The organism is Neisseria sp. P0008.S010 (genome assembly GCF_051962715.1).
GTDB classification, from domain to species: domain Bacteria; phylum Pseudomonadota; class Gammaproteobacteria; order Burkholderiales; family Neisseriaceae; genus Neisseria; species Neisseria elongata.
Window position 1 is genome coordinate 1 of sequence record NZ_JBQCVA010000161.1, and the last position, 465, is coordinate 465.

Consider the following 465-nt stretch of genomic DNA (forward strand, 5'->3'; position numbering starts at 1 on the left):
GACTACTAGGGTATCTAATCCTGTTTGCTCCCCATACTTTCGTGCCTCAGCGTCAGTTCATAGCCAGAAGCTCGCCTTCGCCACCGGTGTTCTTCCTGATATCTACAGATTTCACCCCTACACCAGGAATTCCAGCTTCCCCTCTAGAACTCAAGTACTACAGTTTCAAGCGGCATGTTGGAGTTGAGCTCCAACCTTTAACACCTGACTTATAGCACAGCCTGCGCACCCTTTACGCCCAATAATTCCGAACAACGCTTGCCCCATACGTGTTACCGCGGCTGCTGGCACGTAATTAGCCGGGGCTTATTCCTCAGCTAATGTCATCTGATGGGCATTTCCTCCCACCTTTATTCTTCACTGAAAAAAGGATTTTACAACCTTTCGGCCTTCGTCATCCACGCGGCGTCGCTCCGTCAGACTTTCGTCCATTGCGGAAGATTCTTAGCTGCTGCCACCCGTAGG

General features: G+C 50.8%; 1 rRNA gene. It reads right to left on the bottom strand.

The features are described 5' to 3' along the window. Window positions 1-465: ribosomal RNA gene (locus ACTHSL_RS13020) — 16S ribosomal RNA — on the bottom strand; the annotation flags it as partial.